Origin of the sequence: Cryobacterium sp. MP_M3 (genome assembly GCF_015752155.1) — a bacterium.
In the GTDB taxonomy this organism is placed as follows: Bacteria; Actinomycetota; Actinomycetes; order Actinomycetales; family Microbacteriaceae; genus Cryobacterium.
Genome location: NZ_JADOVI010000010.1, coordinates 40,498 through 64,755, shown reverse-complemented (window position 1 = coordinate 64,755; position 24,258 = coordinate 40,498). Strand labels below are relative to the sequence as shown.

Annotated in this window: 18 protein-coding genes; 8 read left to right on the top strand and 10 right to left on the bottom strand. The window is 69.4% G+C overall.

Annotated features, from left to right (window positions below; translation table 11 throughout):
- Positions 1-275: 275 nt before the first annotated feature.
- The 8 genes from IWX89_RS12380 to IWX89_RS12345 all read right to left on the bottom strand — a co-directional run bounded on the left by IWX89_RS12380 (position 276) and on the right by IWX89_RS12345 (position 11,794).
- The gene (locus IWX89_RS12380; protein WP_196903864.1) at positions 276-2,774 is read right to left on the bottom strand and encodes a glycoside hydrolase family 65 protein; all 2,499 of its coding nucleotides are present in this window, start codon (positions 2,772-2,774) and stop codon (positions 276-278) included.
- The gene (locus IWX89_RS12375; protein WP_196903863.1) at positions 2,771-3,580 is read right to left on the bottom strand and encodes an HAD family phosphatase; all 810 of its coding nucleotides are present in this window, start codon (positions 3,578-3,580) and stop codon (positions 2,771-2,773) included. The genes IWX89_RS12380 and IWX89_RS12375 overlap by 4 nt, the downstream gene beginning before the upstream one ends.
- 525 nt (positions 3,581-4,105) lie before the next feature.
- Positions 4,106-4,963 carry an NAD(P)-dependent oxidoreductase gene (locus IWX89_RS12370; protein ID WP_196903862.1) on the bottom strand — a complete coding sequence of 286 codons (858 nt, stop codon included), beginning with the start codon at positions 4,961-4,963 and terminating at the stop codon, positions 4,106-4,108.
- A gap of 68 nt (positions 4,964-5,031) precedes the next feature.
- On the bottom strand, positions 5,032-6,183 hold the full coding sequence (locus IWX89_RS12365) for an ROK family transcriptional regulator (RefSeq protein WP_196903861.1): 1,152 nt from the start codon (positions 6,181-6,183) through the stop codon (positions 5,032-5,034).
- A gap of 68 nt (positions 6,184-6,251) precedes the next feature.
- Entirely contained in the window at positions 6,252-8,387 is a 2,136-nt protein-coding gene (locus tag IWX89_RS12360) for an alpha-galactosidase (protein ID WP_196903860.1), read from the bottom strand.
- 94 nt (positions 8,388-8,481) lie between these two features.
- Complete coding sequence (locus IWX89_RS12355) at positions 8,482-9,825, bottom strand: sugar ABC transporter substrate-binding protein (RefSeq protein WP_231383235.1); 1,344 nt, start codon at positions 9,823-9,825, stop codon at positions 8,482-8,484.
- A 78-nt stretch (positions 9,826-9,903) separates the two neighbouring features.
- Positions 9,904-10,848, bottom strand: a complete 945-nt coding sequence (locus tag IWX89_RS12350; RefSeq protein WP_196903859.1) for a carbohydrate ABC transporter permease — start codon at positions 10,846-10,848, stop codon at positions 9,904-9,906.
- A gap of 4 nt (positions 10,849-10,852) precedes the next feature.
- Positions 10,853-11,794 carry a carbohydrate ABC transporter permease gene (locus IWX89_RS12345; protein WP_196903858.1) on the bottom strand — a complete coding sequence of 314 codons (942 nt, stop codon included), beginning with the start codon at positions 11,792-11,794 and terminating at the stop codon, positions 10,853-10,855.
- Between the two features lie 216 nt (positions 11,795-12,010).
- On the opposite strand from IWX89_RS12345, the gene IWX89_RS12340 reads away from it, so the two are divergent.
- Positions 12,011-12,982 (top strand): glycosyl hydrolase family 32, encoded by a 972-nt coding sequence (locus IWX89_RS12340; protein ID WP_196903857.1) that lies wholly within the window; start codon positions 12,011-12,013, stop codon positions 12,980-12,982.
- Positions 12,983-13,072: 90 nt separating this feature from the next.
- Entirely contained in the window at positions 13,073-15,154 is a 2,082-nt protein-coding gene (locus tag IWX89_RS12335) for a heavy metal translocating P-type ATPase (RefSeq protein WP_307836543.1), read from the top strand.
- On the opposite strand, the gene IWX89_RS12330 is transcribed toward IWX89_RS12335, so the two are convergent.
- The gene (locus IWX89_RS12330; RefSeq protein ID WP_196903856.1) at positions 15,129-15,692 is read right to left on the bottom strand and encodes a TetR/AcrR family transcriptional regulator; all 564 of its coding nucleotides are present in this window, start codon (positions 15,690-15,692) and stop codon (positions 15,129-15,131) included. The two genes, IWX89_RS12335 and IWX89_RS12330, sit on opposite strands and share 26 nt — an antisense overlap.
- A 388-nt stretch (positions 15,693-16,080) precedes the next feature.
- Here IWX89_RS12330 and hemG point away from each other — a divergent pair, with 388 nt between their 5' ends.
- From hemG to IWX89_RS12300, 6 genes are all read left to right on the top strand, one after another.
- Positions 16,081-17,505, top strand: coding sequence for a protoporphyrinogen oxidase (hemG, locus tag IWX89_RS12325; RefSeq protein ID WP_196903855.1), 1,425 nt, complete (start codon positions 16,081-16,083; stop codon positions 17,503-17,505).
- Positions 17,502-18,737, top strand: a complete 1,236-nt coding sequence (locus IWX89_RS12320) for a TIGR04053 family radical SAM/SPASM domain-containing protein (RefSeq protein WP_231383233.1) — start codon at positions 17,502-17,504, stop codon at positions 18,735-18,737. Before hemG ends, IWX89_RS12320 begins: the two co-directional genes overlap by 4 nt.
- Before the next feature lies 1 nt (position 18,738).
- Positions 18,739-19,827 carry a ferrochelatase gene (locus IWX89_RS12315; RefSeq protein ID WP_307836542.1) on the top strand — a complete coding sequence of 363 codons (1,089 nt, stop codon included), beginning with the start codon at positions 18,739-18,741 and terminating at the stop codon, positions 19,825-19,827.
- A 129-nt stretch (positions 19,828-19,956) separates the two neighbouring features.
- Positions 19,957-21,144, top strand: a complete 1,188-nt coding sequence (locus IWX89_RS12310; RefSeq protein WP_196903853.1) for a sigma-E factor regulatory protein RseB domain-containing protein — start codon at positions 19,957-19,959, stop codon at positions 21,142-21,144.
- Positions 21,141-22,100 carry an ABC transporter ATP-binding protein gene (locus tag IWX89_RS12305; protein WP_196903852.1) on the top strand — a complete coding sequence of 320 codons (960 nt, stop codon included), beginning with the start codon at positions 21,141-21,143 and terminating at the stop codon, positions 22,098-22,100. Before IWX89_RS12310 ends, IWX89_RS12305 begins: the two co-directional genes overlap by 4 nt.
- Before the next feature lie 106 nt (positions 22,101-22,206).
- The gene (locus IWX89_RS12300; RefSeq protein WP_196903948.1) at positions 22,207-23,007 is read left to right on the top strand and encodes an ABC transporter permease; all 801 of its coding nucleotides are present in this window, start codon (positions 22,207-22,209) and stop codon (positions 23,005-23,007) included.
- An 18-nt stretch (positions 23,008-23,025) separates the two neighbouring features.
- Here IWX89_RS12300 and IWX89_RS12295 read toward each other — a convergent pair whose 3' ends face one another.
- A complete protein-coding gene (locus tag IWX89_RS12295; protein WP_196903851.1) occupies positions 23,026-24,255 on the bottom strand; it encodes a low temperature requirement protein A in 1,230 nt (409 codons plus the stop codon).
- Between the last annotated feature and the right edge of the window lie 3 nt (positions 24,256-24,258).

The following is a 24,258-nucleotide window of genomic DNA, read 5'->3' as shown; positions in this document are numbered from 1 at the left end:
TGCTGACCACCATGGACCGCGGGGTCCGCGCCGCTAGGCTCCCGTGTGCTGGCCCCGATGGCGCGGACCATTCCTTCTGAAGGAGTACACCATGGGAATCATCACGCCGGGGGTCAGCGGCCGCCGTCGACCAGTTCAAGGCTGACGACGCAGCCGACGACGACGAGGATGAGCGCGGCGGCCTGGGCGTGAGCCGTGCAGGTTGGCTGGGTGGATGCGCTGCGAGGCCCCCGCGGGAGTGGGGGCCTCTCCTGGTCAGTCGCTGACTTCGCCGGTCAGTCGTTGACCTCGAAGTCGAACACGTGCGCGATCGTGGGGATCGACGACGTGATGACGGTGCCGTCCGCGCGGTGGCCGCCCTCGATCGCCGCGGGGGAGGGGGCGCCGGAGTCGCGCAGACCCTGGTGGGACAGCGGGACGGTCACCGGGTGGCCGGCCACGAGGTCGAAGGCAACCCCGCGCACGGCCAGCCTGGCCGCGTCGCCCTCTTCGATCGTCAGGACGATCTCCTTCTGCCGGAGGTCGAAGCGCACCCGGGTGCCCTTGAGGGTGATCCGGAAGGTGAGTTCCTCCCAGTCGACCGGCAGGCGCGGGTCGAGGGTGATCCGCCCGTTGTGGTCGCGCAGGCCGCCGAAGCCGTAGACGAGCGCGCTCCAGACGCCGCCGGCCGAGGCCACGTGCACACCGTCCGCCGCATTGTGGTGCAGGTCGGCGAGGTCCACGAAGAGGCCGGAGGTGAAGTGCTTGAGGGCCAGCTCGTGGTAGCCCACCTCGGCCGCGATGATCGACTGGACCACGTCGGACAGGGTCGAGTCGCCGGTCGTGATCGGGTCGTAGTAGTCGAAGTCGGCGCGCTTCTGCTCGGCCGTGAACTGGTCGCCCTGAAGGAGGAGGGCGAGCACGACATCCGCCTGCTTGAGCACCTGGAAGCGGTAGATCACGAGGGGGTGGTAGTGCAGCAGCAGCGGCCGGTTGGCCGCCGGCGTCGCCGACAGGTCCCAGCGTTCCTTTTCGAGGAACTGGGCATCCTGCGGGTGGATGCCGAGGGTCTCGTCGAAGGGGATGTGCATCGCCTCGGCGGCGAAGGCCCATTCCACGACCTCGGTCTGGTCCAGGCCGAGCCGGGCGACCATGGCGTTGTAGGAGTCGATGTCGATGTAACGCAGCCGGCGCACCGCGGTGACGGCGGAGCGGAGGTTCGCCCTGGCCATGATGTTCGTGTACAGGTTGTCGTTGACGACGGTCGTGTACTCATCCGGCCCGGTGACGCCGTGAATGTGGAAGACGTCGTTGCCGTTGCCGCGCCAGAAGCCGAGGTCCGCCCACATCCGGGCGGTCTCGACGAGGATGTCGATCGCCTCGCGGGAGAGGAAGTCCTCGTCGCCGGTCGCCGCCACGTACTGGCCGAGCGCATAGGAGACGTCGGCGTCAATGTGGTACTGCGCCGTTCCCGCGGCGTAGTACGCCGAGGATTCGAGGCCGTTGATGGTGCGCCACGGGAAGAGGGCGCCGAGCTGGTTCAGCTCGCGCGCGCGCATCCTGGCGTGGTCGAGCATCGCGTGCCGGAAGCGCAGGGCGTTCCGCGCCGCGTTCGGGGACGTGTAGGTGAGGAACGGCAGCACGTAGACCTCGGTGTCCCAGAAGTAGTGGCCGCCGTAGCCGGAGCCGGAGACCCCCTTCGCGGACACACCCTGGCCGTCGGCGCGCATCGACGCCTGGGCGAGCTGGAACAGGTTCCAGCGGGTGGCCTGCTGGAGCGAGGGCTGGCCGGCGAGCTGGACATCCGTTCGGGCCCAGAAGGCGTCTAGCCAGTCCCGCTGCGCCGTGAGGATGGCCTCGAGGCCCTCCTTGCGCGCCCGGTCGAGGGTGCGGTCGCAACGGTCGGCGAGCTCGTGGGTGGGCACGCCGGTGGAGGTGTGGTAGCTCAACGTCTTCGTGATGCGGATGACGTTGCCCTGCGTTGCCTTGATCTTGTAGACATGCTTGGCGATGTCGTCGCCGATCTGCGACGACTCCTCGAACTCGTTGGCGGTGTCGATCGCGTGGTCGGCGCCGCAGGCGATCGTCATGCCCGAATTGGTGCAGCGGAAACCGAGGAGGTAGCGGCCGTCGGCGGCGCGTTTGAACCGCGGCTGCAGCACCCGGTCGGTGAACGACTCCGCCTTGCGCGGGTCGAAGTCCTTGCCGTTGGCGGCCTTCGGGGCGTCGTACTCGCCCATGCCGTCCTGCCGGTTGAGGATCTGGCTGGAGATGACGACCGAGGCGTCGGCGTCGAGCATGGTCACTTCGTATTGCAGCACTGCCAGGTGGCGCTCGGTGAAGGAGACCACCCGGCGGGACCGGATCAGCACGCGCTTGCCCGACGGCGTGCGCCAGACGAGGGAGCGGGACAGCACGCCGTCGGCGAAGTCCAGGCGGCGCTCGTAGCTGAGCAGGTCGGCCAGGGTCAGCACGAGGGGCTCGTCGTCGACGTAAATGCGGATGACCTTGGCATCCGGGGCGTTGACGATGGTCTGGCCGACGCGGGCGAAGCCGAAGGCCTCTTCGGCGTGCCGGATCGGCCACGTCTCGTGGAAGCCGTTGATGTAGGTGCCCTGCACGTGGCCGTCGCGGCCCTCGTCGACGTTGCCGCGCAGGCCGAGGTAGCCGTTGCCTACCGCGAACAGGGTCTCGGTGCGGCCCATGTCCTCGCCGGAGAAGGCGTTCTCGACGAGCGCCCACTCGTCGACGGGGAACCGGTTGCGGTCGAGGGGATCCGAGGGGTTCAGGTTCATGCGTTCGCCTCCGTGGTGGCTGAGGTGTTGTTCGGGGTGATGGTGACGGATGCGGGCACGAGCTCGTCGAGGTCGGAGACCACGATGTCGGCGCCCGCGCCCAGCAGGGTCTGCCTGCCCACACCGCGGTCGACGCCGAGCACGAGACCGAAATTGCCTGCGCGGCCGGCCTGGATGCCCGACTGGGCGTCCTCCACGACGACGCACTCCGCGGGAGTGAGGCCGAGCAGCTCGGCGCCCAGCTCGTAGGTGTCGGGGGCCGGCTTGCCGGCGAGTCCGCGCGAGGCGGAGAGCAGGCCGTCGACGACGACCTCGAACCGGTCCCGGATGCCCGCGGCGGCGAGGGTCAGTTCGCCGTTGCGCGAACTGGTGACGACGGCAACGAGCAGCCCGGCCCTCGTGACGAAGTCGAGGAAATCGATCGAGCCGGGGTAGGGCGTCACGCCCTCTTCGGCCAGGGTCTCGTTGAAGGCCTCGTTCTTGCGGTTGCCGAGCCCGCAGACGGTCTCCTGGTCGGGGGCATCCGTCGGCAGCCCGTCGGGGAGCGTGATCCCGCGGGAGGCCAGCAGGCTGCGCACACCGTCGTAGCGGGGCTTGCCGTCGATGTACTCGAAGTAGTCGGCGTCGCTGTAAGCGGGGGAGACGCCCTGTTCCTCCAGGTAAGGGGTGAACAGGCGAGACCACGCGTGCATGTGCACGTCCGCGGTCGGCGTGAGCACCCCGTCGAGGTCGAACAGCACGCCGCGCAGGCTGTGCAGGCGGTCGAGCGTTTCGGCGTGAGAAAGGGGGTTCTGCGGAGAAGTCATATGTGGTGCCCTGCTCGGTATCGGCCTGGAAATGGGGTTCTGCTTGTCAGAATGACGGTGGATCAGGATGCGGGCCGAGGTGGAGGTTCTGCCACTGAGTTGTCGCGGGGGAATGTCATCGCGTGAGTAAGAGCCCTTCCAGCCACCGGTGCTCGGCTGCAGGCGGAGCACCACGGTAGTGGCTTGATTGGATTGATCGAGAGGCGGCCGGGCGGTGAAGGCATCTCAGCCAACGGCGGCAAAGATCGCGATTGACGACACGCGGACCAGGTCCGGGGAAGGCATGCGTCGTTAATACAGCATCGATTCTATGCCTCGGGCGGGGTTTTTCCACCTGTGGGTTTCGGACTCCGGCGGACGAGTTCGGCGGCGGCCGCGAAAAGCCCCGGCTGCACCACGCCTGGGGGAGGCGGGGTGGGGGCCGGGGCCGATCGTGTGGAGTGGGGGACTCCGTCAACCACGGTACGGGGGATGGGCTGAGTGCCCGCTGGGCGGACCCGGGATTGGATGAGCAAGCTGACAGGTTCAGGGTCGCGGCGTGGCGTGGTCTCGCCAGCTGTGCTCTGGGGCGTAGCCGAGCATCCGCCTGGCCTTGTCGATGCAGAGCAGGGTCTCGTTGGCGCCGACCTGCTTGCGGAACTCGACGCCGGGGAACACCTCGGCGGCGAGTTCGGCGTTGGGCCGGCTCATCACCGTGTCGGCGGCGGCGATGATGAAGGCCTCGAAGCCGGGCTGGGCGTTCTCGAGCGCGCGCAGCACGGCCTGTGCACCGTCGCGGCCGTCGATATAGCCCCAGAGGTTCCACTTGCGCCGGGTGGCGTCGCTGTCGAAGGCGGGGAACGCGGCGTAGTCCTCGGTGTCCATCACGTTGGAGAACCGCAGGGCGGTGATGCTCAGCGTGGGGTCCCAGCGGGTGAGCTGGATCGCCATCTGCTCTTCCAGGTGCTTGACCAGCGAGTAGGTGCTCTCCGGCCGGGCCGGGTATTCCTCGTCCACGGGGAGGTAGGGCGGGTCGGTGTCGAACGGCAGGCCGAGCACCGTCTCGCTCGACGCGTAGACCAGGCGGCGGATGCCCGCCCGCCGGGCCGCCTGGAACACGTTGTAGGTGGAGAGGATGTTGTTGTGGAACGTGGCGACGTCGGGGACCAGTCCCGGGGCGGGGATGGCCCCGAGGTGCACGATCGCGTCGAACCCGGTGTGCCGGTCGTCGACGCCGAGGACCGCGTCGAGCACCTGGCCGTAGTCGGTGAGGTCGATCAGCACGAGGCCGTGGCTCTTCTCCCCGGCCCGGTCGAGGTTGAGCACCTCGTGCCCCTCCTCGGTGAGCCTCCGCACGACGGTCCTGCCGAGTTTGCCGCTTCCGCCGGTGACTGCAATTCTCATCTTTTGCTCCCTGGGTTCTTCCGCCATGCTACGAGCCTTTCCGGCCTCGCCGGGACGTGCCGGCCGGCCTACGGTGTGGTGGCGAGGGTGTCGAGCGTCTGCTGGATGGCCGCCGCCGCGGCGCCGCGAGCCCAGGACGGGAAGCCCTCGTCGTCGAGCCGCAGGTCGATTTCATCGGCTTCCGGGTCGCGGTCGGCGTGGATCGCCGCCCACATCTCGTCCTCGACGACGGGGAGCATCGACATCCCCTCGCCGGCGAGCACCACGGTCTCGACCATCGCCAGGTTCGCGACCGCGGCGATGAAGTGGCCCAGGGCCCGGCCGGAGACCTGGAGCACAGTGAGGGCGACGGGGTTGCCCTGCCTCGCCAGCCGGAGCACATCCGGGTAGGACACGGATGCGCCGATCCCCACCTCGACCTGCGCCCGGATGCTCGGAATGGTCAGCATCGCCGTCGAGCAGCCGCGATGGCCGAGGAAGCACAGCGGCCCGGTGGGGTCGAGGGGGAAGTGGATGCCGCGCCCGAACCCGCGGTCGGAGCCGCTGACGACCTTGTCGGACATGACGAGGCTGTAACCCACCCCGGCGCCGATGGTGATCACGGCGAATTTCGAGAGCCCCCTGGCCAGCCCGAACCAGTGTTCGGCGATCGTGAGGGCGACCAGGTCGTTTTCGACCGTGACGGGGATCCCGAGGCGTTGTTCGACCTCATCCGCGAGGTGCACGGACTGCCAGCCGAGGTAGGCGCTGCGATCGACGACGCGCTGGTCGGAGACGGCCCCGCCCACGGTGATGCCGATGGCGCAGAATTCCTGCTCGTTCGCCAGCTCGTGGACCAGCTCGGCGATGACGTCGACGACGACGGCGACGTCATGGTTCGGAAGCGGCCGCTCCGCGCGGCGCCCCTCGTTGGCCTTGAGGTCGGTCGTCACGGCGACCGCCTCGTCGCCGGTGAGCTTGATCCCGATGAACTGCCGCGCATCCGCCCGCACGTCGAGCGGTTTCGCCGGCCGCCCCATCGCGCCGTCGAGCTGTTCGGGCATCTCCATCAGGAGCCCGCGATCGATCAGCGGCCTGGTCAGCCGGGTGAGGGTCGCCGGGGAGAGGCCGAGCCGATGGCCGAGGTCGCTCCGCAGGATGGGACCGTGGATGAGTACCTCCCGGGCCAGTTCGCTCGAGGGCGCGCGAAATCTGGGTTCGACGGCCTCGAGTAGGACCATGGCGGTGATGCTCCGTTCAGTCGGGACGGCCCGGCGCACCCGGCGGAGCGCCCGCCGGATGCGCCTGGCTACAGACGTTCGAGTTCGATCAGGATAGCGTTCTCCGGCAGCAGGATCGGCGGCCGGAGACCGACCAGCGCGAGGGCGAGGCCGGTCGCCTCGACTCCATCGGTCGTCCACGGCGGGGCTTTCATCTGCACCACCCCCGACGTTCCGGCCGGTTCCAACATCCGAACCCGGTAGCGCGTGTCCGGGTCGAGTCCGGGCAGGAGGAAGCGTGCGGGGTTGCTGCCGCAGGCCGCGGCCAGCTGCACATAGGCGAAGAGCGCCTCCGCACCGTCCTGGGCGACGACGCCGTGCACGAAGGACGTGTCGTCCGGCTGGTCGACCCGCACCATCCGGCCGGAGTGGAGCAGCCCGCGCTTCCTCTTGTAATAGGCCGCCCACGACGCGAGTGCCAGTCGCTCCGACTCGGTGGCCTCGGTGACGTCCCATTCGATTCCAGCGTGGCCGAACAGGGCCGTGATCGCCCGGAACGGCAGGCTGTGCACCCGGCCGGTCGTGTGGGAGCGGGTCGGGCCGATGTGGGAGCCCAGCATCTCGGGCGGGATCGCGAATTGCGTGTAGCGCTGGATGTACTGGCGTTCGAGGGCATCGTTGCAGTCCGAGGTCCAGAACCGGTCAGCGTGGGCCGCCATGCCGAGATCGACCCGGCCCCCGCCCGACGAGCACGATTCGATCTCCAGCCCGGGGTGGCGGCGCTTCAACTCGTCGAACAGGCGGTAGATGGCTTCGGTCTGCCGGTGTACTCCGGCGCCGCCGAGGTGGGCGGCCTCGGTGAGCACCCGGTTGTGGTCCCACTTGATGTAGGGGATGTCGTACTCGGACAGGATCGCGTCGACCTGGCCCAGGACGTGCTCGTAGGCTCCCGGGTGCCCGAGGTCGAGCACCTGCTGGCGCCGGGACTCGGGAGGGATGCGTCCGCCGGCCTGGAAGATCCACTCAGGATGCGCCCGGTACAGCTCCGAGTCGGCGTTGACCATCTCGCCCTCGAACCAGAGCCCGAACTGCATGCCGGCGGCCTTGACCCGGTCGACGAGGGGCCCGAGGCCGTCGGGCCACACGACGCGGTCGACGACCCAGTCGCCGAGGCCGGCGGAGTCGTCGCGCCGGCCTCGGAACCAGCCGTCGTCGAGCACGAAACGCTCGACGCCGATCTCGCCGGCGACGTCGGCGAGTTCACCGAGCTTGACGAGATCGTGGTCGAAGTAGACGGCCTCCCACACATTCAGGGTGAGCGGGCGGGGGGTGGACGGGTGTTCCGGGCGCGCCCGGAGCCAGCGGTAGAGCCGGTCGGTCATCCCGTCGATTCCGGCCGAGGAGAAGGTGGCTGCGACGGTGGGGCCGGTGTAGCTCGCGCCGGGTTGCAGCACGGACTCACCGGGCAGCAGGAGCTCCCCGGCGCCGATCGAGGTGTGGCCGGAGGGCAGGCGTTCGACCAGGTGCCGGGTGTTGCCGCTCCAGAGGAGGCCCGTGCTCCACACCGAGCCGTCCTTGTAGCCCGCACCCTCGGACAGGGCGAGTTGCACGACGGTGTAGTCGTGGCTCGAGCGGCCCTCGCGCACCTCGCGGGCCCAGGTGCCGACCTGGATCGGGCGTCGTTGGGGCTGGCGCTCCTTCAGCCAGCGGCCGGTGAAGTCCATCGTCTCGACGGCGTGGTCGGGCAGGGGAAGCCAGGTGGTCAGTTCGGCCAGGTCGAATGAATCCAGTCCGGTGTTCGTCACGGTCTGGGAGATGAGCAGGACGCCCGACGGCTGCATGTCGAAGGAGACCGACACGCTGAGGCCGGCCGCGGTGTCGACGGAGTCGATGACCAGCGAGGTGCTGGTCTCCTCGACGTTGGTGATGGCGAAGAGCTGGGACCAGTCCTGACTGTCGCGGTGTCCGAGAACCGCCGGCCGGCCGAGGTGTCCGCGGGCGTTCTCCCGCCAGATTCCCGGGGCCTCCGGTTCGTCGATGTTCGACTGGGGGACCCCGTCGTGCAGCATCAGGCTCAGGTCCTCCGGCCGCGACGCCGAGCCGAGATCCTGGCCCCAGTAGACAACGGCCGGTGTCCCCGACGACACGTCCACCTGGAAGGAGACTCCGTTGGCAACGAGTTCGAGCAGGGTGTCGTTCTGGAGAAGGGTGTCTTGCAAGGCCACGGCAGAGTCCGATGTTCGTGTGGTGATGCCGCCCGGCCGGGCCCGTTCGCTGTCGCGATCCGAGCCCTGCCGGGCGGCCTGTGCTGAGTTGCGGTTACTTGAAGAGCGCGTTGACCTGGTCGTTGACCGCGGTCAGCGACGACGCCTTCGCCTTGCCCGACATGATCGCTTCCATGGCGGGAGTGACCAGGGCGGAGACATCCGAGCGGTGGTCCGTGATCGAGTAGAGGAAGGTCGTTCCATCAGCCACCTGGGTGGTGAAGGCGCTCACGTCGATGCCCTTGGCCGTGAAGGCGGCGATGGCTTCGTCCGTGGCGGCCGGGATGGCGGGGAAGACGACGGCTGCCTTGGCGACGACCGACTGGCACTCGACCGAGCCGAGGTACTTGACCCACTTCCAGGACTGGTCCGGGTGCTTGGTGGTGGCCGAGATGTTGTCGGCGAGGCCGTTGAACATCGACGCGCGCTTTCCACTGGGGCCCACGGGAGTCGGAGCGATTGCCGGCGTGAAGGTGTCACTCGTGGCTCCGAACACGGCGCCCGTCATCCACGAACCGTTGCTGGCCATGGCGACCTTGCCGGCGGTGAGCTGGTCGGACCAGCCGATACCGGTCTGCGCTTCGAACGAGGGCATGTAGCCCTTCTCGACCAGCGAGTACCACCAGTCGATCGTGGACTGGAACTTGGGGTCGTCGAAGTTGTACTTGTCGCCCCAGGCGCCGTTGGTCTCGTCCCAACCCGTGGTGTGGGCGAGGAAGCTCCACTGGGTCTGGCCATCACTGCCGCCCGAGTTCTCCATCCAGAGGCCGTAGGTGGCGACGTTGGCCTTGTCGAAGCCCGCTTCGTCGCCGCGAACACCGTTCTTGTCGACGGTGAGGTGCGCGATGGCCTTCTCGTAGGTCCCACCGTCGGTGGGGTTCCAGTCGAGGGTGGCCAGCTGGTCTGCGGTGAGGCCGGCAGCGTCGGTGAGCTGCTTGTTGTAGAACATCGCGATCGTGTCGAAGTCCTTCGGCAGGCCGTACTGCTTGCCGTCGTCGCCCTTCCACAGGTCGGCCAGCCCAGGCTGGTAGCCCTTGAGGTCGACGCCATCCGCCTTGATGTAGTCGTCCAGGGGGAGGATCTGCTTGTTGAGCATGAACTCGGGGAAGTTGGCCAGGTGGCTGGTGAAAACGTCATAGTTCTCGCCGGAGACGAAACCGGTGTTGATCTTGTTCCAGTAGTCGTCCCAGCCGAGCTGTTCGACCTTGACGGTGATGTCAGGGTTCGCCTTGTGGAAGTCGGCGGCACACTGTTTGTAGGCCGGCGCCTGGTTGGCATCCCACAGCCCGTAGCTGAGGGTGGTCCCGGATGCCGAATCGGAGGACGCGGCCGTGGAGCAGCCGGTCAGCACGAGAGGAATCGCGGCGAGGGTGAGGATCGCCACTCGGTTCATCTTCATGGTTCTTTCGCTTTCTCTTGGTGTTGGGGAAGGGGGTGAAGCGGGTAGGAGCGGGTAGGGGTGTGACGGTCTCCGGGGCTACTTCACGCCGGAGGACTGGATCGAACCGACGATCTTGCGACCGAAGACGAGCATCAGGATGAAGATCGGCACCGCCGCCACCAGGGCGCCGGCCATCAGCCCGGCCCAGTCGGGGTTCCCCTGCGGGGTCTGGGACTTGAAGATGCCCAGGCCGACGGTGAGGAGCTTGGACTGTTCGCTCTGCCCGACCAGGAACGGCCACAGGTAGTCGTTCCAGTACTGGATGAACTGCAGGATGGCGAGGGTGATGATCTGCGGCCAGGCGAGCGGCACCACGATCGTGCGGAAGATCCGCCACTGGTGGGCTCCGTCGATGACGGCAGCCTCCAGGATGCTGCGGTTGATCCCGAGGAAGAACTGCCGGAGGAAGAAGATCGCGAACGGGGTCATGAACATCGAGGGGAGGGCGATCCCGATGATCGAGTTCAGCAGGCCGAGGTCCTTCACGAGGATGAAATTGGGCAGCAGGGTGAAGATGCCGGGGACCATCAGCGCGATCAGGAAGATGCTGAAGACCTTGTCGCGGCCCTTCCAGTTGAGCAGGGCGAAGGCATAGGCGGCCATCGAGCTGAACGTGACCTGGAGCACCGTGATGAGCGTGCAGGCGAGGATCGAGTTGAGCATGTACTGCGCGAAGTTGATGGACGCTCCGGAACCGCCCTCCGCGAGGGCCTCCGCCGGGGTGGCCAGGCCGAGGACCCGCTTGAGCGGCCCCCAGGTGAAGTCCACGGGCAGGAGGCTGAGCGGCTCGGAGAACATCGCCCGGTTGTTGCTGAAGGCGGTGCGGAACATCCAGTAGATCGGGAACAGGGTGATCAGGATCACGATCACGAGTGCGAGGCGGCCGAAGAACTTGGCGACCTTCGACTTGGCCAGGGCGGGGTCGTCCTCGTTGGACGCCCGGTTCGCGGCGCGGTTGGCCTTGAAAGCGATGATGGTCATGGCGCTACCTCTCCAGGTCTGATTCGTTGGCGCGGAGGAGCTTGTTCTGCAACAGGGCCACCCCGGCGAGGATGATCATGAGGATGACGGCCAGGGCAGAGGCGTAGCCGAAGTCCAGACGCTCGAAGGCGCGTTGATAGATGTAGTAGTTGATCGCCCGGGTGGCGTCGATCGGCCCGCCGCCCGTCGTCACGGCGATCGTGTCGAAGATCTGGAATGATCCGACGACGGTGACCACGAGCACGAAGGCGAGCACGGGTCGCAGCAGCGGCAGCGTGACGCTGCGGAACACCCGCCACTCCCCGGCGCCGTCGACTTCTGCCGCCTCGTAGACGTCCTTCGGGATGGCCTGCAGCCCCGCGAAGAGGAGAAGGGAGGTGTAGCCGAGGTGCCGCCAGACGTTGACCATGGCAATCGTGCCCATCGCGATGTCCTGGTTTCCGAAGAAGCCCACCTTGTCGAGGCCGAAGAAGTCGAGCGCGGCGTTGATGATTCCCAGGTTGTAGTCGCACAGCCAGAACCAGACCAGCGCCACGATGACGTTGGCGATCAGGTAGGGCAGCATGATGACGCCGCGCACGACCATCGAGCGGGTGAACCGTTGCATGAGCACGGCGAGGCCGAGCGCGGCAACGGTCTGAACGCCGACGTTCATCACGACGTACTGGAGCGTGACTTTGAGGGAGTTCCAGAAGACGGGGTCGCTCCAGATGGCGAGATAATTGTCGAAGCCGATGAATGTCGGCGGACGGAGCAGGTTGTAGTCCGTGAAGCTGAGGTAGAGGCCTCGCACGGCCGGCCAGGCGAAGAAGACGACGAAGCCGATCGACGCGGGAATCAGGAAGAGTATCGCGGCCCGGAGCTGGGAGTCTCGACGGCCTTTCCTCACCGTGGGCTGCGGGGCAATATCCCGGTGCAGGCTTGTCTTGCGCTCGGTAATCGTCATGCGATCGACCTCCTTCAACGTCGTTGTTGAGCTAGATACTTTCATGATGAAATCATGTACGTCAATACCTGAGCGAAACTTTTATTAGAATTGGCAAAACTCGGGAGATTCACCCGAATCCGTCGGTACTATCTTCAGATCTGAAACTAAGACAAAACCGCAACGGCAGGGCGTTCGGCGCGAACTGCCCGGGAAACTACAAGGACGTGGGGCACCGTGATCGAGAGAGACGGCTTCTGGGTGTGGGACTCCTGGTACGTGGAGCACGCCGGCTCATACCACGCCTTCTACCTCATGGCCCCGACCTCGCTCGGCGACGCCGACCTGCGCCACGCGAACGCCCGGATCGGGCATTCCGTCTCGCCCGACCTGCGCGAGTGGACGGCACTGGCTGACGCGCTGGGCCCGGGCGCGGACGGCGACTTCGACGACCTGGGAGTCTGGACCGGCAGCATCGTCCGGGCCGCGGGCGAGTGGCACCTGTTCTACACCGGGGTGGAGAAGCGCAGCCGCACCCGGATCCAGCGGATCGGCCACGCCGTCTCGCCGGACCTCGTGACGTGGGAACGGGTCTCGACCGAACCCGTCGCGACGGCCGACGCCCGCTGGTACTCGACGGCCGCGGAGCCGCCGGAGTTCGACGAGCCCTGGCGCGACCCGTGGGTGTTCCGCGCCGGCGACGGGCGGTGGCACATGCTCATCACCGCCAGGGAGCCACGCGTCGACGGTCAGGTGCACGGCTCGATCGGCCACTGTGTGTCGGACGATCTGCAGCAGTGGGAGGTCGCCGCGCCCCTCAGTCATCGGTCGGGCTTTCGCCAGGCAGAGGTGATCCAGGTTCTCGAGGTTGCGGGGCGGCACGTCCTGGTCTTCTGCGCGGCCGCCTCCGACGTGATCGCGGCCGGCGTGTCCGCGCGCACCGCCACCTATACCGCCCCGGCCGACGGCCCGCTCGGGCCGTTCCGTTTCGATCTCGCCGAACCGATCGCCGCGCCCGGGGTCTACGCCGGCCGGGTGCTGCGCGACCCGGCCGGCGCACCGGTCCTGCTGGGCTTCACGCTGGCGGATGCCGATGGCGCCTTCGGCGGCGTCATCTGCGACCCCATCGTGCTCGCCCTCACCGCCCAGGGCACGCTCCAGCCGAAACCCGGCACCAACCCCGAGAGTCGAAGCGAGGCCTGGGGATGACGTCGACCACGGACCCGGCGGCCGAGGCAGGTTAGCGGCGGCGTCGCCGACCCCGGCGGAGGGGCAGACCTCCGGGACTATCCTGCCGGTATGGATCACGACGCTGAGAGATCCCATCCGGCAGCGACCACGGGGCCCGGCCCGATGTCCCATGCCGGCCACGGCGGCCACGTCGCCCGCTTCCGCCGCCTGTTCTGGATCATGCTCGTGCTGGCCATGCCCGTGGTGGCGTCCAGCGGCATGTTCGCGATGATCCTGGGCTACCGGCTTCCCCCGCTGCCCTGGCTCGGCTGGGTCTCGCCGCTGCTCGGTTCGGTGATCTTCGCCTGGGGCGGTCGGCCGTTCCTCGCCGGCGCCGTCGACGAGGTCAAGGCCAGGAAACCCGGCATGATGCTGCTGATCTCGCTGGCGATCTCGGTGGCCTTCCTGGCCTCCGGGGGCGCGAGCCTCGGCATCCTCGACCGGCGGCTCGACTTCTGGTGGGAGCTGGCGCTCCTGATCGTGATCATGCTGCTCGGCCACTGGCTCGAAATGCGCTCACTGGCCCAGACCTCGACGGCGCTCGAGTCGCTGGCCGCGCTGCTTCCCGACGAGGCCGAGCGGGTCGACGGCGACGAGACGACGATCGTGTTCCCGTCCGAGCTCCAGGTCGGCGACACCGTGGTGGTGCGACCCGGGGGCCGGGTCCCGGCGGACGGCGCCGTGACCGAGGGCACGGCGGACGTCGACGAATCGATGATCACCGGCGAGTCCCGGCCGGTGCGCCGCGGCCCCGGCGACCAGGTCGTCGCCGGCACCGTCTCCACCGACTCCGCCCTCCGGGTGCGAATCACCGCTGTCGGCGAAGACACCGCGCTCGCCGGCATCCAGCGGCTCGTGGCCGAGGCGCAGGGGTCGTCCTCGCGCGCCCAGCGCCTCGCCGACCGGGCCGCCGGCTGGCTCTTCTGGTTCGCGCTCGGTGCCGCCGTGATCACGGCTACAACCTGGACCCTGCTTGGCAACCCGCAGGATGCCGTCATCCGCACCATCACCGTGCTCGTGATCGCCTGCCCGCATGCCCTCGGGCTCGCCATCCCGCTGGTGGTCTCGATCGCCACCGAGAGGGCGGCCAAGGCCGGGGTACTGGTCAAGGACCGGCTGGCGTTGGAGAGCATGCGCACGGTCGACACCGTGCTCTTCGACAAGACCGGGACCCTCACCGAAGGGCGGCCGACGCTGTCCGCCCTGGCTGCTCCCGGCAGCACCGACGACGAGCTGCTGGCGGCGGCGGCCGCTGCGGAGGGCGAGAGCGAACATCCGCTCGCCCGGGCCATCGTGGCAGAAGCCCGCGCTCGCGGTCTGCGCCTCGATGCGGCGAGCGGTTTCCAGGCGTCGACCGCGCTCGGCGTGACCGCGTCGGTCGATGGGCGAGAGGTCGGCGTCGGCGGGCCGGGCATGCTGGAGCGCTACGGCGCGACGCCGCTCGCGGAATCCGCCGGCTGGGCGGCGGCGGGAGCAACGGTGCTGCACGTCTTCAGCGACGGACGCGTGATCGGTGCGATCGGCCTCGCCGACACCGTGCGACCCGAGTCGGCACAGGCCGTGGACGCGCTGCACCGGCTGGGCATCCAGGTCGTGATGATCACCGGCGACGCCGACGCCGTGGCCAGATCGGTGGCCGGGGCGCTGGGCATCGACCGGGTCTTCGCCGGCGTGCGCCCTGGAGACAAGGCGGCGAAGGTCGCCGAGCTGCAGCGGGAGGGGCGGAAGGTCGCGATGGTCGGCGACGGCGTCAATGACGCCCCGGCCCTGGCCCAGGCCGACGTGGGGATCGCCATCGGCGCGGGAACGGATGTCGCCATCGCCTCCGCCGGCGTCATCCTGGCCAGCGATGACCCCCGGTCGGTGCTCTCGGTGATCACCCTCTCCCGGGCGAGCTACCGCAAGATGACCCAGAACCTCTGGTGGGCCGCCGGCTACAACCTGCTCGCGGTGCCGCTCGCAGCCGGCATCCTTGCCCCGGTCGGGTTCGTGCTGCCGATGGAGGTCGGGGCGCTGCTGATGAGCGCGTCCACGGTGGTCGTCGCGCTCAACGCGCAGCTGCTGCGACGCCTGGACCTGCGGCCCGGCGACGGAGCCCCACTGGTCCCGGAGCCGGAGGCCGACCTCAGCGCCGCAAAGCCGCGTCGATGAGGATCTCCGCGGCCTCGCGGGCCGAGCGGGCGGCATCCGCGCTTCCCGAGATCGCCGCCGTGGTCTGGGCGCCCTCGGCCAGGATGGCCAGCTGCGGGGCCAGGCTCGCCGGAGCCCCTGCCTGTTCGGCGAGGTCGGCGACGTAGCGCTGGAACGACTCCTTCTGTTCCCGCGCGGCGAGGGCGACGGCGGGAACCGTGGCGCCGAGCTCGCCGAAGGCGTTGATGAAACCGCAACCCCGGTAGTTTCCGTCGGTGAACCAGTCGTGGAGGAAATCGTAGATGGACAGCAGCTTGTCCGCCGGGGTGGACACCGCGTCGGCGGCGCGCGCGATCCCGGAGGTCCACAGGTCGTGGCGCCGGTCGAGCACAGCGAGCAGGATCGCCTCCTTCGAGTCGAAGAGCGAGTAGAGCTTCTTCAGGGAGATCCCCGTCTCCGAGCGCAGTTCATCCATGGTGACCGCCTGGATGCCGCGGGCATAGAACAGCCGGTCCGCCGCGTCGATCGCGGCCTCCTGGGCGTCACGTCGTTCGTCCATCGAATCCACACAACCTCACCTGCGCAGAGAACGCATGTTCTCTAGGTTATCAAAGAGATCAGAGAATGGAATGGGTGTCGACGGAGTCCTTCGACGCCTGCTCGCTGCCCTGGCTCCCGGCGACCCCGCCGATGCATATACCTGAATCGGAATGGATGCCGGCAGGTGCGGGACGGTGGGCGGATGCCGGGCGCAGGCCGAGGGCCGTTTGCCGTGCTCGGCTCCTGGTCGCCCGTGTCGTGCACAGACGTGCAAACCGACGACTTCAGTCGTGCCGCCGCCCGCCCGCCGCGAATTCCGTGGCATCGTCCGCCGTAGGATCGGAGATGACAAGGATTGCCACAGGGCGTCGGCTGCGCTGGTTCCCCGGCAATTGGAGGAATATACAGTGCACTCGCGACCACGGATTGTCATCATCGGCGGCGGAATCAGCGGATTGACGAGTGCACACTATCTGCACCGCCGGCTCGGGGACGAGGTGCAGGTCACCCTTATCGAAAGCGGTCCGCGGCTCGGCGGCAAGATCGCCACGGTGCCGTTCGGCGGCCACACCGTCGACGTCGGACCGGACGCCCTGATGGTGCGTTCCCCCGTCGTCGCCACCCTGATCGACGACCTCGGCCTCGGCGACCTCGTCGTCGAACCCAACGCGGGCGGCGCACGGATCTGGTCACGCGGCAAGCTCCGCCGGCTCCCGGCCGGCACCCTGTTCGGCATCCCCGACCGGCTGCTGCCCCTGCTGTGGAGCGGACTGCTCTCCCCGTCCGGGGTGGCCAGGGCGGCCCTCGACATCGTGCTGCCCCGCCGCCCTGGTCTGAAGCCGGCCGATCCGACCATCGCCGAGCTGGTTCGTCCGCGGATGGGTGCGGAGGTGTTCGACCGGCTGGTGGACCCCTTGCTCGGCGGAGTGCACGCCGGCCGGGCCGACGAGCTCAGCGCGCACAGCACGGCCCCCGACATCGAGGGCCTCGCCCGCGCCAACCGCAGCCTCTACCTCGCCCTCGGCAGGCGCCGTCGAGCGGCCCCGCCGAAGACCGGCGGTGCCGCCCTGGTCACCCTCCGCGGCGGACTGGCCACTCTGATCGACGCCCTCGCGGCCCGGCTGGCGGGCGACGACATCCGCCTCGGCAGCCCGGCCTCACTGATCACCCGCACCGGCGACGGGTACACGGTCGACCTCGCCGACGGCACCAGCGTCGAAGCGGATGCCGTCGTGCTCGCCACCTCGGCCGGCGTGGCCGCCGAGCTCCTCGTTGCGGAGTCGCCCGAACTCGCCGCCACGCTGGCCGACGTGCCCTTCGTCGACGTCGCCACCGTCTGCCTCGCCTACCCGCGCGCCGCGGCCCCCGCCGAACTGCACGGCACCGGATTCCTCGTTCCGCCGATCGAGGACAAGCTCGTCGTCGGCTGCACCTGGTCGAGTGCGAAATGGCCGCACCTCGCCGACGACGAGCTCGTACTCATCCGCTGCATGGTCGGCCGGCGCGGCGACAACCGCTGGCTCGACCTGGACGACGACACCCTCGTCGACCTGGTCCACGGTGAACTGGTCGAGGCCATGGGGCTGACCCGACGCCCGGTCGAGCGCCATATCGAGCGGTGGCCCCAGGGGATGCCGCAATACGTGGTCGGCCACCAGGCCCGCCTCGACGCCGCGGCGACGGCCCTGCTGACCCTTCCCGGCATCCGGCTGACCGGGTCGTCGTACCGGGGCGTCGGACTGGCCAGCTGCATCGTCGACGCCGAACGCACGGCCGACTCGCTCGCCGCCCTCCTGTCCGGCGACCGGCCCCTCACCGAGGTGGCATCATGAGCGGCGCGGTCTTACCCGGCGCTGTTCTACCCGGCGCGGCCCTGCCGGTCGAGGTCATGAACACCGTCGACCAGGCCGGAGTGCTCCCCAGCGTGCCGACCAGGAAGCGCGGCCCCGGCCCTGACTACGCGCAGCGGCCCATGCTCGTCTTCTGGGAGACCACCCGCGCCTGTGCGCTCGCCTGCAAGCACTGCCGTGCCAGCGCGACCATGCAGGCCCTGCCGGGCGAACTCACCACCGAGCAGGGCAAGAACCTGATCGACCAGGTTGCCGGCTTCGGCCGCCCCTACCCGATCCTCGTGCTCACCGGCGGTGACTGCCTGATGCGGCCCGACCTCTTCGAACTCGTCGACTACGCGACCGGACTCGGCCTGCCGACCGCGCTCTCCCCGTCGGTGACGCCCACCCTGACCGCCGAGATGATCGAGAAGATCGTCGCCAGCGGGGTCAAGGCCGTCTCGATCAGCCTCGACGGTGCCATCGCCGCGACCCACGAGGGCGTGCGGGGCATTCCCGGCCACTTCGACGACACCGTGCGGGCCATCCGTGCGCTCTCCGGGGCCGGTCTGACCGTGCAGGTGAACACGACAGTGATGCGCGCCAACGTCGACGAGCTGGCGGATGTCGCGGCCCTCATCGCCGACGCGGGCGCGTCGATCTGGGAGGTCTTCTTCCTCGTCCAGGTGGGGCGCGGGGTGTCCACCGAGGCCGTCTCCGCCCTCGAACACGAGGAGATCTGCCATTTCCTCTTCGACGCGTCCCAGCACGGCTTCATCGTGCGCACAGTCGAGGCGCCGTTCTTCCGCCGGGTGGTCGCCCGCCGCCGGGCCGGTGACCCCGCACCGGCCAGCGCGCGCTACCTCGCCCTGACCGAGCGGCTCGAGACCCTGATGGGCCCGCCGATCGGGCTGCCGCGGGCGCAGACGGCCTCCACCAGGGACGGCAAGGGCATCGTGTTCGTCGCCTACGACGGGGAGGTCTACCCGGCGGGTTTCCTGCCGCTGGGCCTGGGCAATGTGCTCACCACGCCGCTCGCCGAAATCTACCGGGACAACTCCCTGCTCAAGCAGATCCGGGCCACCGAGTTCACCGGGCGCTGCGGCAGCTGCGACTACGCCGACCTGTGCGGCGGCTCCCGGGCGAGGGCCTACGCCGACAGCGGTGACCCGCTCGGCGAGGACCCGGCCTGCGCGTACCAGCCGGCCGCGGCCGCGCTGCGCGACGGCGTCTGACGTGGGAAGCGCCACGCCGGCCTACGACGCCGTGCTGCTGCTCGGGTTCGGCGGGCCGGAGGGCCAGGACGACGTGATCCCGTTCCTCCGCAATGTCACCCGCGGGCGCGGCATCCCGGAGGCCCGGCTCGAGGCCGTGGCGACGCACTACCGGGCCCGCGGCGGGATCAGCCCGGTCAACGACCAGAACCGGGCGCTGAAGGCGGCGCTGGAGACCGAACTCGCCGGCCGCGGCATCGACCTGCCGGTCTACTGGGGCAACCGCAACTGGGTGCCATACCTCGGTGACACCGTCGCCGAGGCCGCAGCGGCCGGGCACACCCGGCTGCTCGCGCTCACCACCAGCGCGTACAGCTCCTACTCCAGCTGCCGGCAGTACCGGGAAGACCTGGTCCAGGCCCTCGATCACACCGGGCTCGCCGGCCGGGTGACCCTCGACGCGGTGCGACCGTACTTCGACCACCCCGGCTTCGTCACCCCGTTCGTCGACGGGCTCCGGGCGGCCCTCGCCGACCTCGCCGGGCGGAACCTGGCGAACGCCGACACGCATATCCTCTTCACCACGCACTCGATCCCGTCCGCGGATGCCGCAGCGAGCGGCCCGCGGGACGTCGGCTGGGGGCCGGGCGGCGCCTACGAGGCGCAGCACCGCGCCGTCGCCGAAGCGATCATGGCCGCGCTGCCGGAGACCGACCGCCCGGACTGGTCGCTGGCCTACCAATCCCGCTCCGGCCCGGCCGGCATGCCCTGGCTCGAGCCCGACGTCAACGACGCGATCACCGGCCTCGCCGCCGCCGGAGGCACGGCCGTCGTGGTCGTCCCGCTCGGCTTCATCTCCGACCACATGGAGGTCATCTGGGACCTCGACACCGAGGCCGCGGCCACGGCCGCCGCTCACGGCCTGGCCTTCCTGCGGGTTCCCACGCCCGGTCTGCACCCGGCATTCGTCGCCGGCCTCGTCGACCTCCTGCTCGAGCGCATCACGACCGGAGAGACCCCGGTGCGGGCGGCCCTGACTTCCCTCGGGCCGTGGCGCGATGTCTGCTCCCCCGGCTGCTGCGAGAAGGCCGCGGCGCGTCGCCCGGTCTGACGGGGTCCCCCTGAACGCGGCGCTGAGAGTTCGCCGAGTGCGGGGGCATCCGGCTCCCGGGAGGGGTGTGGTCAGGCGGGGCCGGACGTAGTATCGCAGTATGAATTGCGTCAGTCGAAGGAGGCTGTCATGACCCGCCGTTTGCGCACCTGGCTCCCCGTGGCGGTCGTCCCCGCCGTGGTCATCGTCGGCGTGCTGACCGTGCCGCTCCAGGCCGGCGCCGCCGTGGACCTGCCCGACAAGACCCCGGCCCAGGTGCTCGCCATGATCGGCGACAGCAACGTGAAGGCGCTCTCCGGCACGATCGAACAGACCTCTGAGCTCGGTCTCCCCTCCCTGCCCAGCACCGGGTCCGGTGCGGATGCCTCCGCCTCCTCCGCGCTGGAGCTGCTCACCGGATCGCACACCGCCCGGATCTACCTCAACGCGCCCGACAACGTGCGCGTGCAGGTCATGGACCGTCTCGCCGAACGCGACCTCGTGCGCAACGCCTCCGACGTCTGGATGTACAACTCCAAGGACAACACGGCCCTGCACGTCACCCTCCCCGACATGACCGGCATGGCGAGGCCCCAGACGGACGGCGCCCAGCAGACGCCGGCGCAACTGGCCGAACGGATGCTGGCGGCGATCGACCCGAGCACCGCCGTCACCGTCGGCAAGGACACCCGCGTGGCCGGCCGCACCGCCTACGAACTGCGGCTCACTCCGCGCACCGACGCGACCCTCGTCGGCGAGGTCTCGATCGCGGTCGACTCCGAAACCGGGATGCCGCTCCGGGTCGAGGTGCAGGCCCGCGGCCAGTCCGACCCCGCGTTCTCCCTCGCCTTCACCAAGCTCTCCCTCGACGCGCCGAGCGCCGACCTGTTCGACTTCACCCCGCCCGCCGGCGCGAAGGTCGAAGAGAAGACCCTGCCGGACCCGTCAGCGATTCATGACCTCGCGATTCATGACAGCGCAATGCACCACAGCGCCCTCCACGACAAGACCATGACCGGCACGAAGATGCCCGCCACCCCGGAGGAAGCGAAGAAGCTCCTCGAACAGCTGAAGGCCGAGCAGCCGAAGAACGGCGGCGGCATGCTCCCCGGCGTGACCGTCGACGGCACCGGTTGGGCATCCGTCGTCGAACTCCCCGCCGGCACTGTCACGGCCGACGTCCTCGCCAACCCGTTGCTCGCGCAGGTGACCGAAAGCGTCGACGGAGGCCGGCTGCTCTCGACCGCGCTGGTCACCGTGCTGGTCACCGACGACGGCCGGGTGTTCGCCGGGTCGGTTCCGGCGGAGCGGCTGCAGGCCGCGGCCGTCGGGGGTTGACCGTCGCTACCCCGTCCGTCGAACTGGCGATCGAGACCCGGGGGCTGACCAAGCGGTTCGGCCACCAGACGGCCGTCGACGGCATCGACCTGTCGGTGCCGCGCGGTGCCGTGTTCGGCTTCCTCGGCCCCAACGGGTCAGGCAAGACCACGTCGATCCGGATGCTGCTGGGGCTCGCCACCGCCAGCAGCGGCGACATCGCGGTGCTCGGCCAGGAGATGCCCGGCCGGCTGCGCGACGTGCTGCCGCGGGTCGGGGCCCTGGTCGAGGGGCCGGCCTTCTACCCGTTCCTCTCCGGCGCGGCCAACCTGCGCCGGCTCGACACCGCCGACCCCGGCGCCTCCTCGGCCACGCGTTCCGCCCGCGTGCACCTGGCTCTCGAGCGGGTCGGCCTCACCCACGCGGCCGGCAAGAAGGTGCGCGCCTATTCGCTCGGCATGAAGCAGCGGCTCGGCATCGCGAACGCACTGCTGGTTCCGCGGGAGCTGCTCGTGCTCGACGAGCCGACGAATGGCCTCGACCCCCAGGGCACCCGGGAGGTGCGCAGCCTGGTGCGGTCGTTGGCCGCCGAAGGCACCACGGTCTTCGTCTCCAGCCACCTGCTGGCCGAGGTTGAGCAGATGTGCACGCACGCGGCCGTGATGAGCGCCGGCAGCCTCGTGGCGCAGGGCACGCTCGACGAACTTCGCCGGGTGGGCGAGGCCCACGTGCGGGTGCGCACCCCCGATGGCGCCGACGCGCGACGGGTGCTCGCCGGGCTCGGAATCGTCGCCGGTGACCCGGTCACCGACGAACTGCTCAGCGCGCCCCTGCCCGAGGGCGCGGCGGCCCCCGAGACGATCGTCGCCGCCCTGGTCGCCGCCGGAGTGCGCGTTCGCGGGTTCGCGGTGGTGGGCGCCAGCCTCGAGGAACGGTTCGTGGCGCTGACGGGGGAGGGGTTCGACGTTGTCCAGTGACACCCGGCCGGCGGATGCCGCGGCATCCGTCACCCCGTCGACCGGCATACAGGGGCCGGGCGCCCCGCTGCCCGACCGGCCTCGGCGCTCCTCCGGCTGGGCACTGATGGTGTCGGAACTCACCGTGCTGTTCCGGCGTCGCCGCACCTGGGCGATGCTGCTCGCGCTGGCCGCCGTGCCGGTGCTGATCGCCGTCGCCGTGCGGCTGACAAGTTCGCCCGTGGCGCCGGGGCGCGGCCCGCCCTTCCTCGACCGGGTCACCCAGAACGGCCTCTTCGTAGCGATCACCGCGATGGTGGTCTGCATTCCGCTGTTCCTGCCGCTGACGATCGGCGTGGTCGCCGGCGACACCATCGCCGGTGAGGCCGGCCTCGGCACGCTCCGCTACCTGCTGGTGGCCCCCGCCGGGCGGGTGCGCCTGCTCATCGTCAAGTACGCGGGCGCCGCGGTGTTCTGCCTGGCCGCCACCCTCACCGTTGCCGTCTCCGGCGCGGCCATCGGCGCCGCCCTGTTCCCGATCGGCCCGGTGACGCTGCTCTCCGGCGACACGATCGGGGTGGGGGAGTCGGTGCTGCGTTCGCTGCTGATCGCCGGCTATGTCACCATCTCGATGCTCGGCCTCTCGGCGATCGGCCTGTTCATCTCCACCCTGACCGAGGTGCCGGTCGGTGCGATGGCGGCCACGATCGTGGTCTCGGTCGTGGCGCAGGTGCTCGACGCGCTCCCGCAACTTGACTGGCTGCATCCGTGGCTGTTCAGCCATTACTGGCTCGACTTCGCCGACCTGCTGCGCCAGCCGCTCGAGTGGACGTCATTCGGCAACAACGCGCTGCTGCAGGGCGGCTACCTGCTGGTCTTCGGGGCGCTGGCCTACGGCCGGTTCGTCACCAAGGACATCCTGTCCTGACGCCGGTGATTGAGCCCGTCACCTCACTCGACGGGCGTAGGCGAACCAGGTGAGGCTGCCGAAGATCCAGACGGCGCCGAGTGTCAGCATCAGCAGCAGGATGTGCAGCCACGGCGGCGGGGCGAGCCAACCGAGGACGAGAGCAACGGCCGCCGCCGTCACCAGCGCCGCCGCGACCGGGCGGTAGACCGGAGCCTTGCTCTGCCAATTCGCGAGCGAGGTCGCGACGAGGACGAGAGCGAGGGCGCCGACGGCCACCGAGACCGACAGCATCATGGCCGCGGGAGCCGCGGTCGGACTCCTCGGCACGTGGTCAACCATGCTGACCATGATCCCGCCGGTCGCGGCGATCGTCATTGTCACCGCGAGATGGCCGACGAGCCACCTCGCCACTGCACCTCGATCAGACCTCACTCGGCTGGCCGCCACGAAGTCGAAGTAGCTCCACCAGTAGGCGAATCCGATTCCGAGCCCCAGGATCCCGGTGACGATGGCGCTCGGCGTGCGACCGGCATCCGCGATGCCGTTGACGACCCCGACCACCACCTCGCCCAGCACGATGATGGTGAACAGGTCGAACCGTTCGATCAACGACGCGCTCACGTTGACGCTGGTGTCGCGGGTGGCCCCGTTCCGCCAGTCCAGGACGGCGATGCTGCCCAGCCAGCCGACGACGACGACCGCCCACACCGCGAGGCGCGCCGTATCCGGGAGCAGCGCGCTGGCCCCGACGAGAGCAGCCGAGACGACGACGCCGACGATGTACGGGGTCGCCCTGGAACGTAACTCTGGGTCGTCCTGGCGCCGCACGGTGTACCAGAGCCAGGCGAGCAGGAAGAGGTAGGCGCTGTAGACAGCGGCGAAGGCCGGGCCGTCGCCTGCCGTTGCCTCACCGGTGAACACGGCGAGGAGGCCGAGCACGGCCATTTGCAGAAAGACGTACGACCGGGTGCGCCCATCGGAGCGGCCGTGCAGGTCGTGATAGGTGGCCCCGTTGACCCAGGCCAGCCAGATCAGTCCGAACACGATGGCGAACCGGCCCACGCCCGCCCACGTCACGTCCCCCGAGAGGTGGTGGGCCGCCTGGGAGATGACGACGACGTAGACGAGGTCATAGAAGAGTTCGAGGAAACTGACTTCGCGCCCCTGGATGACGTCGCCGTGGGCCCGGGGCGGCTGCCAGAAGTGGCGGCGGAAGGCGGCGGCGGATGCCCACGAGAGCGGTGCGCCACCCGGTTGGTTCGACACGCT

Bases quoted from the DNA above. Each gene is read 5' to 3' on its own strand.
- IWX89_RS12380 (WP_196903864.1), bottom strand. From the start codon at position 2,774: ATGAACCTGAACCCCTCGGATCCCCTCGACCGCAACCGGTTCCCCGTC.
- IWX89_RS12375 (WP_196903863.1), bottom strand. From the start codon at position 3,580: ATGACTTCTCCGCAGAACCCCCTTTCTCACGCCGAAACGCTCGACCGC.
- IWX89_RS12370 (WP_196903862.1), bottom strand. From the start codon at position 4,963: ATGAGAATTGCAGTCACCGGCGGAAGCGGCAAACTCGGCAGGACCGTC.
- IWX89_RS12365 (WP_196903861.1), bottom strand. From the start codon at position 6,183: ATGGTCCTACTCGAGGCCGTCGAACCCAGATTTCGCGCGCCCTCGAGC.
- IWX89_RS12355 (WP_231383235.1), bottom strand. From the start codon at position 9,825: ATGAAGATGAACCGAGTGGCGATCCTCACCCTCGCCGCGATTCCTCTC.
- IWX89_RS12350 (WP_196903859.1), bottom strand. From the start codon at position 10,848: ATGACCATCATCGCTTTCAAGGCCAACCGCGCCGCGAACCGGGCGTCC.
- IWX89_RS12345 (WP_196903858.1), bottom strand. From the start codon at position 11,794: ATGACGATTACCGAGCGCAAGACAAGCCTGCACCGGGATATTGCCCCG.
- IWX89_RS12335 (WP_307836543.1), top strand. From the start codon at position 13,073: ATGGATCACGACGCTGAGAGATCCCATCCGGCAGCGACCACGGGGCCC.
- IWX89_RS12330 (WP_196903856.1), bottom strand. From the start codon at position 15,692: ATGGACGAACGACGTGACGCCCAGGAGGCCGCGATCGACGCGGCGGAC.
- IWX89_RS12320 (WP_231383233.1), top strand. From the start codon at position 17,502: ATGAGCGGCGCGGTCTTACCCGGCGCTGTTCTACCCGGCGCGGCCCTG.
- IWX89_RS12310 (WP_196903853.1), top strand. From the start codon at position 19,957: ATGACCCGCCGTTTGCGCACCTGGCTCCCCGTGGCGGTCGTCCCCGCC.
- IWX89_RS12300 (WP_196903948.1), top strand. From the start codon at position 22,207: ATGGTGTCGGAACTCACCGTGCTGTTCCGGCGTCGCCGCACCTGGGCG.